Here is a 7854-nt window from a genome sequence, read left to right on the forward strand (position 1 = left end):
TTGCTGATGGGGGTGCGGCGGCGGAGACGATGCAGGGCACCGGCGCCCGCCCTGCTTTGCTGGAGGGCTCCCGAGCCTTGTCGTGGCGGCAACGCTTTACCATTCGTCAATTTTGTCCATCCAGGACGGACCAAAAGCATTCTTTTCAAAGAATGGAACGGGGCGTTGCGGGGTGTCCCCGCTGGAAGGGGTAGCGGAAAACCGCCAGCGGCGGGTTGCAGCGAGGGGAAGGCTTTCCCCGCCTGCCGTGATAATCAGGACCAGCTTGATACCCGTGCTGATGCTCGATCTGTGTCGCGCGTCATACCATAGTCGCGACCACGTCCGCGCCGGTGACCTTTTTCCTGCCCGCCCTTCTTTGCTGGTGAGACGCAAAGCTCTTTGAATTTCATCCACCTTGTGCCCTGTCGGTACACCGGATCAACGTTTCCCAAACAGCTCCGAAGCTTCTATACGCTCCAGCAGATATTTCTGGTTTATTTGTTTCGGCGTATAATTAAGCATTATCCGTTACACCGTATATTGATACTATATGCGCTATGGCGTATATTTACTGCATGAGTAACCTTGCACGCACACCAAAGCAGATCGGCACCATCATCCAGCGCGCGCGCAAGAAGTGCGGCTGGACACAGACGCAACTCGCCGAGCGCGCCGGCCTCCGCCAGGGCACGATCTCCGTGATCGAGAAAGGCGACAAGCCCGCAAAGCTCGACTCGATCCTCGCCGTCCTCGCTGCCCTTGATCTTGAATTCAGGGTTGGAGAGCGCTCCAAGGGCGCGGGGCAGGATATCGAGGAGCTGTTCTGATGGGACGGCGCCCGGCCTATGCACCGCTGCGCGTGTATCTGAACAACCGCCGCGTCGGTACGCTGAGCCGCGAAGCCAGCGGCGCGATCAGTTTCACCTATCATGAAGACTGGCTGGGCTGGGAGCATGCCCTGCCGGTTTCACTGTCGCTGCCGCTACGCGAGACACCCTATCGCGGCGAACCAGTGGCTGCCGTGTTCGAGAATCTCCTGCCGGACTCGGACAAGCTGCGCCGCCTTGTCGCCGAAAAGGTCGGGGCACGGGGGATTGACGCCTACAGCCTGCTAGCGAGGATCGGCCATGACTGCGTGGGCGCGCTACAATTCATCACTGGAGATGACGCGGCGCCTGACAGCACGAGCAAGCTGGAGGGCGAAGCTGTCGATGCCGCCGCCATCGAAAAAATCCTCAACGGTCTGAGCCAGGCCCCGCTCGGCCTGAGCAGTGATGACGCATTCCGCATATCCGTGGCCGGGGCACAAGAAAAAACCGCCCTGCTTTACCACGAAGGCGGCTGGATCAAGCCCCACGGCACAACACCGACCACAAATATATTGAAGACGCAGATCGGTGCGCTGCCCGGCGGCATCGACCTGTCCGACAGCGTCGAGAATGAATATTACTGCCTGAAACTGACCGAAGCCTTTGGCCTGCCGGTCAACGCGGCCACCATCGAAACCTTCGGCGACACCAAGGCGCTTGTCATCGAACGCTTCGACCGGCGCTGGACAAAGGACGGGCGCTTGCTCCGCCTGCCGCAGGAAGATTGCTGCCAGGCGCTGTCTGTACCCCCGACCCTGAAATACCAGAATGAAGGCGGGCCGGGCATGGTCGATGTGCTGGACCTGCTCAAGGGCAGCGATACGCCGATGGAGGATCAGGAGGCTTTCCTGAAAGCGCAGATCATCTTCTGGCTGATCGGGGCCACAGACGGCCACGCGAAGAATTTCAGCGTATTTCTGAGCCCCGGCGGCAGCTACCGCATGACCCCGCTCTATGACATTTTGACGGCTCAGCCCGCGCTGAACGCCCGCCAGATCGAGCGCAAGCAGATGAAAATGGCGATGTCGGTCGGAAAGAACCGCCATTACCGCTTCGATCAGATTCACGGGCGGCATTTCGTGCAAACGGCCATGCGTTCCGGCATGTCCAAAAAACGAGCAATGGCGATCATCGAAGAGATCACGGTATGCGCGCCAAAGGCGCTTGAAGCAGCAAATGCCAATCTGCCGAAGGACTTCACGACGTCCGTTGTTGATGCTGTGAGCGAGTGTGTCACGGACCGCCTGCCCGGGCTTGATCTGGCAGCTGTAGACTGAACAGCCGCCCTGGCGCTCAGGTCACTCGGTGACTGGATCTTCGTCCCGGTGCGGAAGGGCGACCATTTCGACGTCGGGGATCCTATCGGAAGTTCGACCCCAGATCAGAGCCAGCCCAATTTCGCACGCTTTGGGCCGTCCGCCGTCTTCACTCAACTGTAGCGAATTGGTCTTCAGCCCAGCGGCGGATTTTTTCTTCTCGCGGCATACCTCGATATTGGCGCGGAGTATTCCAGGCTTGGGTTGATGGGTGCCCTGTTCGGTAGGCTCTTATGTCAGGCATATGCGCTTCAAACACTTCGTGGGCGAACTGTGCCGCCTTTCCCAAATAAACGATGATTTCGGGCTGAACGCGTTGCAAACGGGCAATGAGCCTAGCTCGGTTCTCGGGTGCCAGAACGTCCTGTTTGCGTGGCTGCGTGCTCCCATCATATCCCTCGCGCTCGGGATATCTTGGCAGTGAATGTGCATTGACTAAGCTGTAGGCATCCAGTTGCGGCGATGGAAAAACCAGCGGATGCAGGACCTGCAAGCGTCGCAGCATGATTTCAAGATTTTGTCCGGACTGCCCTGCGAAAGGCCGTCCTTCCCGTTCTTCTTCACGTCCAGGGCAGGCCCCGACCAGCAGTACTCTTGAATGTACATCGACAAATCTGAAATCAGCGGCGTTCCTACACATCTCGAAAACCTAGCCGACCATGATAGGGAAGCCCGAAGGCGTTTTCGTCGGCAAGCCAGTCGTCATGATAGGTAAAGGACACCCCCTCTTGGCCGCGCCCAGCTGTGCGGTGGAGCGCACCAACCCGTTTCAGCCCCTTCCAGTCGATCCAGACCTCAACCATTTTTCAGTCTCGCACGCTGCGGGAGGCCATCAAGGGCCATCTGCTCGCCAACCGGATCATCAATATCCCCCCAGCCTTTCACAAGGCCGAGCCCCTGCAACACGGCCACGTAAGTGCCGATCTTAACTGCGGGGTTCCCGCTTTCGATCTTGGCGATGGTCTGCCGCGTAGTGCCAGCGCGCTGCGCGACAATCTCAGCGGTCAATTTGCGGCGCAGTCGAGCAACACGGATGTTTTCCCCAAGTGTCACGAGCTCCTTACGGGCCGCTCTAGGCATTTTGATGGGAACAGCCATAATGATATCTCCAGGTGACACTAAGCCCATAAATGTTACACTGAGAAAACATTACCGTCAATCTTCACGACTTAGAACAACGGCCCAATACCCCGCTCAATTCACAACTTATGTTATCTCAAGAAAACATTTGGCGCAGTAAGGTTATCTTTGCGTAACGTAAATCGGTCACTCCACTGCACCTGCAGGCTCACTTCACCACACACATCCAACGCGTCTGCTCGAACGAAACGATTGCGTTGCCTTCCTTCGAAACTCACGCCTGCAGTCCCTCCGCGCGCACCTGCTTGGGGGTCGACAGCTAGGGGCGGGCCATGGCTCATTGACTTTCAGAAAAACATACCATATTTTCCAACAAGGAGTTCGGGCATGATTACGTCAAACATCAAGCAACGCATCATCGGAAAAGGTCGCGGCGCAATCTTTGCGCCGTCCGATTTTCTCGATATTGGATCCCGCGCAAGCGTGGATCAGACCCTGTCACGCCTTGCTGATCAGGGTGTGATCCGGCGACTGACGCGGGGGCTGTATGACTACCCGAAGAAGAGCCCGCGCTTTGGATTTCTGTCGCCTTCCGCCGATGACATCGCAAAAGCTGTTGCTCGAAAGGATGGTCAGATCTTGCAACCTTCTCCTTCGATGGCTGCCAATCAGTTGGGCCTTTCCACTCAGGTACCCTCCAAGCCGACCTATATGACCGACGGCCCGACCCGCACCAAAAAAGTTGGACGGCAAGTCATCCAATTCCGGAACGCGTCCTCCAAGACGCTCGTCGGCGCAGGCAATAAAACCGGGGTTGTCTTCCAGGCGTTGCGTTATGTCGGAAAGGACCGTGTGGACAGTCAAATCATCGACCAGCTTGCACGCGCACTGGACGACAATGATCGGAAGCTCTTGGCAAAGCAAAGCAGGCACGTCCCTGCGTGGATGCACCCCGTCGTGCAACAGATTGTTGCGCATAAATGAGTGTGGATCATTTGGTCGACGGCCGATTAGTCTTCAAAGACGGGCTTTGCAGGGAGCTGCCACTTGTACCAGTTTCTGAACGCCTACCTCCTGAACAGCTCGATATATTCGTTGAAAACAAACAGTCGATTTCGGCGTTGCCCCGTAACTTCAACCAAAACACCGTGACTGACCATATCGGTTATCAGCGCGGACGCAGTATTGCCGGTAGCCCCAATGATTTCGGCAACCATGTTCACATCCACAACTGGACGCGCATACAGGTGCCGCATGAGCGCCTGCGCGTTGTCTTGTCGGCGCACGCTGAACCGAGGCAGTACATCTCGTTCGATCCGTTCCTTGATTGCCAAAATAGACCGGAATACGTCTGCTGAAGCACGCGCTGTTTCCTCAACGCCATGGAGGAAAAACACCAGCCACTCCCGCAAGTGATTGCCCTGGCGCACGGCCATCAGGTGATCCACATACGCGGTCTTGTTACGTTCAAAATAGTCCGACAGATAGAGCGCCGGCCGTACTAGCAGTCCCTCTGACGCCAGATATAGCGATATCAGCAAGCGCCCTAGACGCCCGTTACCGTCCAAAAACGGGTGAACTGTCTCAAACTGGTAGTGCCCAATGGCAATCCGCACCAATGGATGCACAAAAAGGTGGTCCGCGTGTAAGAATGCTTCTAGGTCACCCATTAGCTCTGGGACATGGTCATGATGCGGCGGCACAAACACGGCGTTTTTCAAGCTGACCCCTATCCAGTTTTGACTGGTACGAAAATGTCCGGGCTGTTTCTGTTGACCACGCACTCCAGAAAGCAATATTTCATGCGTTTGACGCAGTAATCGGTTCGACAAGGGCAACTCGTCTAGGGCTTCAATCGCAAAGTTGATCGCATGGATGTAGTTTTGTACCTCGGCCCAGTCGTCGCGTTCTCCTGGGTTCAGGTCATCAGCATCCTTGAACGCATCTTCGATGTTGGTTTGAGTACCTTCGATCCGACTGGATTGCGTAGCCTCCTTCGCGACATACATGCGAATGAAGAACTCGATATCGGGGATCAGCTGTGCAAAAGCGTTCAATTCTCCCAAAGCACGGTCAGCTCGACCCAAGAGCTCTGACAGCTCAGGGTCAGCTACAACCCATTCATGACAAATGGTTTCTGGCAGAAATGCCTTGTATTCATACTGATCTTCAAGTTGACCAGATTTGAAGTTCGCGATGTCCATACCTCAGAAACCTCTCCACTTTCTGCGTTACTGAAACCTTTATCTCAATTTCTGCGCTTGCCGCAACCACTACCTCAGAAACGTGGGGGCTTTTTGAGATATAAATATCCCAATCTCAAATTGCACAACAACTCTCACGCCTGCAGCCCCGCAGCACGTACCTGCTCAGGCGTCACCAGCTTTGTCGCGATCAGATCCTCGATCTGCCGGTTGGTGATGTGGCGGCACAGGGGATGGCGCTCGTGGATCCACTCGGCGAGACTGACGCGGCTTTTGGCTTCGGCCTCGCGCGCTTTCTCGCGGTCGGCCTGCATCTGGGCAAGCCCCTTTTCCCACCGGCGCATCTTGAACCAGTTGTCGGAGAAACAAACCTTGCTACGCGTGTAGCCCTCGCTTTCCTTAGCATAGGCTTTGACCGCCTGGAGCAGGTCATCGGGCTTCACACTGGCCTTCACAGCTGCCGCGATCAAACGCAGACTGGTCCGCCTGTCTCGGATCCTGTCCTCGGGATAGGCTGCGAGGATTTTTACAGATTCCAGATCCTCAACCTCCGCCGCCGCCTCGCGCGCGCTCGCGCGCGTAGGTGGTTTATGGATGGTTTTAGGGTGGTTTGGGGTCCACTGTGGACCCCCTACCCCGTCCACTGTGGACCCCCTACCGGGTTCAGGCTGGACGGGGTCCACTGTGGACCCCGTGTCGATGTCGGGCTCTGCGATCGGTTCGAGCATGCGGATTGTATTGATCACGATGCGGTAAACGACGGTGTAGCCGTTGCGGCAGGGACGGCGTCCGGTTTCGACCAGTATCCCCTCCCGCAGAAACTCGGAAATGATCCGTTTAACGGTCGTCTCGCCCAGTTCTGTGTGGCGCTGGATGGTGCCTTTCGAGCACCAGATACCTGACCCGTCGTCGCTCGCCTTGTCTGCGAGGAACATGATGATCTGCTTGCGCGCGGCACTGCCAAAGCGGCGCTCTGCGCATTCGTTCGCGATACGCCAGCTCATTGGACCCCTCCTGCACCAAATAGAGGGGTTCTCAAGATTGCGTCGGCCACCTCGTTTGTGGTATCAATCGAGGAAAGCTGATCCGCTTTTTTTCTGATGGCCCCGTTCGCAGTTGCCGCTGCGTCGGGGCCTATTTCATTTTGAACCCGCCCCCAAAACTTTGAAACTTTCGCGGTTTGTTCACCCCTGGATTCAGAGAATTTTGAACACTTACCATGCTGATTTCGCTTGATATAACTCTGGATTGCAAATCCGTGTACACCGGTTCGATTCCGGTACTCGCCTCCATTTACTTTCAACACCTTAGCGAAACTAGGAAACTGCGCGACCCATGCCGTTTACAGGAGCGTTTACAGTTTTGTTCACGCTCTGCTCTTTTTTGCCTGCGCCAACTTGACCAGAACACTGTCCGTTTCGGCAGGGGAAACCTGTGCATAATGCTCAATCACGTTGGCCGCATGTCGTAGCGACCAGCCCATGTGAACAGCAATTTCTGACAGGCTCAATCCGGCGTTCAGCAAACGCGTGGCTGCTGTCCCCCGGCAATCCTGTAAACGCAGTTCCCGGCCAAGACCCACCTTGTCCCTCCACTGCCGCAACCCCTCAGAGGCTCGGTGCTCCGTAAGCGGCGTTCCACTCGCATTGGTAAGGATGAGCATTCTGTCTTTTGGCGTTTCATCGATGATCTCCGCAAGTGCAGGGGTGATAGGTATGTGGGCCACCTTGCCCCGCTTGCTTGTACGGACCCGGAGACGTCGCCCATATGGCGTTTCCTCCACGGCTGCTCGCGTCAGCTTGACCAAATCGCCAGGGCGCAAACCCGTCTCACATGCCACACAGAGAAGCCGGCAGACCCAAGCTGGTGCCTTGGCATTGATTGCCTCTCGATCAGACGGCGTCCAAACAACCTCAGAACGATCAACGTTATAAAGTCTTGGCAGCTTATGACAGTGATGTTCTGACAGATGGCCTTCTTCAACCGCCCAGTTCAAAACACGAGCAGCATGGGTTCCTGCCATATCATGTTGCTTCGGTGAATGCTTCCACTGCGCGCGCCAACTGTTAACTTCTCCACGAGAACCACGTTCTTCGAAGATGACCACAGGCGCATCCCTGAAGTGCGTTGCAAACCGCAGAAGCCATTTTCTCTGATCCGCAAAAGATCGGGGAGACCTGGCACGCGCTGCACTTGATAGAAATAGGTCTACTAGAGCAGGCGTCATTAGCGCTTCTGGTTTCGGGCGCTCGAAAGCCTCAGCGAACGCAACATGAAAATCTGGGTCCGACGGTTCACGAATATTGACCCAGCCCCTTAATGCGGGCCGTTTGGATGTAGAATCCGTTCCTGTTTCTTTCTCGTGATTAGGTTGCGGTCAAGGCCTGCTGAGCGGAGTCCTTG

General features: G+C 56.1%; 9 protein-coding genes. 3 read left to right on the top strand and 6 right to left on the bottom strand.

The window, feature by feature from the left end:
• Positions 1-557: 557 nt before the first annotated feature.
• Both N5A93_RS06520 and N5A93_RS06525 read left to right on the top strand, forming a co-directional pair.
• The gene (locus tag N5A93_RS06520) at positions 558-809 is read left to right on the top strand and encodes a helix-turn-helix domain-containing protein (protein ID WP_268954266.1); all 252 of its coding nucleotides are present in this window, start codon (positions 558-560) and stop codon (positions 807-809) included.
• Positions 809-2128, top strand: coding sequence for a type II toxin-antitoxin system HipA family toxin (locus tag N5A93_RS06525; protein ID WP_268954267.1), 1320 nt, complete (start codon positions 809-811; stop codon positions 2126-2128). Before N5A93_RS06520 ends, N5A93_RS06525 begins: the two co-directional genes overlap by 1 nt.
• A 148-nt stretch (positions 2129-2276) precedes the next feature.
• On the opposite strand, the gene N5A93_RS06530 is transcribed toward N5A93_RS06525, so the two are convergent.
• The 3 genes from N5A93_RS06530 to N5A93_RS06540 are packed head-to-tail and all read right to left on the bottom strand — an operon-like array spanning position 2277 to position 3265.
• Positions 2277-2807: a uracil-DNA glycosylase family protein gene (locus N5A93_RS06530; RefSeq protein WP_268954268.1), complete on the bottom strand. Its 531-nt coding sequence runs from the start codon at positions 2805-2807 to the stop codon at positions 2277-2279.
• Positions 2800-2970, bottom strand: a complete 171-nt coding sequence (locus N5A93_RS06535) for a hypothetical protein (protein ID WP_268954269.1) — start codon at positions 2968-2970, stop codon at positions 2800-2802. The genes N5A93_RS06530 and N5A93_RS06535 overlap by 8 nt, the downstream gene beginning before the upstream one ends.
• Positions 2963-3265, bottom strand: coding sequence for a helix-turn-helix domain-containing protein (locus N5A93_RS06540; protein WP_268954270.1), 303 nt, complete (start codon positions 3263-3265; stop codon positions 2963-2965). Before N5A93_RS06540 ends, N5A93_RS06535 begins: the two co-directional genes overlap by 8 nt.
• A 369-nt stretch (positions 3266-3634) precedes the next feature.
• On the opposite strand from N5A93_RS06540, the gene N5A93_RS06545 reads away from it, so the two are divergent.
• A complete protein-coding gene (locus N5A93_RS06545) occupies positions 3635-4231 on the top strand; it encodes a DUF6088 family protein (RefSeq protein ID WP_268954271.1) in 597 nt (198 codons plus the stop codon).
• 83 nt (positions 4232-4314) lie between these two features.
• Here the strand turns inward: N5A93_RS06545 and N5A93_RS06550 are convergent, their stop codons facing one another.
• The 3 genes from N5A93_RS06550 to N5A93_RS06560 all read right to left on the bottom strand — a co-directional run bounded on the left by N5A93_RS06550 (position 4315) and on the right by N5A93_RS06560 (position 7558).
• The gene (locus N5A93_RS06550) at positions 4315-5451 is read right to left on the bottom strand and encodes a Fic family protein (protein WP_268954272.1); all 1137 of its coding nucleotides are present in this window, start codon (positions 5449-5451) and stop codon (positions 4315-4317) included.
• 134 nt (positions 5452-5585) lie between these two features.
• Entirely contained in the window at positions 5586-6455 is an 870-nt protein-coding gene (locus N5A93_RS06555) for a hypothetical protein (protein ID WP_268954273.1), read from the bottom strand.
• Positions 6456-6817: 362 nt separating this feature from the next.
• Positions 6818-7558, bottom strand: a complete 741-nt coding sequence (locus N5A93_RS06560; RefSeq protein ID WP_268954274.1) for a tyrosine-type recombinase/integrase — start codon at positions 7556-7558, stop codon at positions 6818-6820.
• Positions 7559-7854 lie beyond the last annotated feature (296 nt).

The sequence above is a fragment of the Roseovarius salincola genome, from assembly GCF_026891095.1.
Taxonomy (GTDB): Bacteria; Pseudomonadota; Alphaproteobacteria; order Rhodobacterales; family Rhodobacteraceae; genus Roseovarius; species Roseovarius salincola.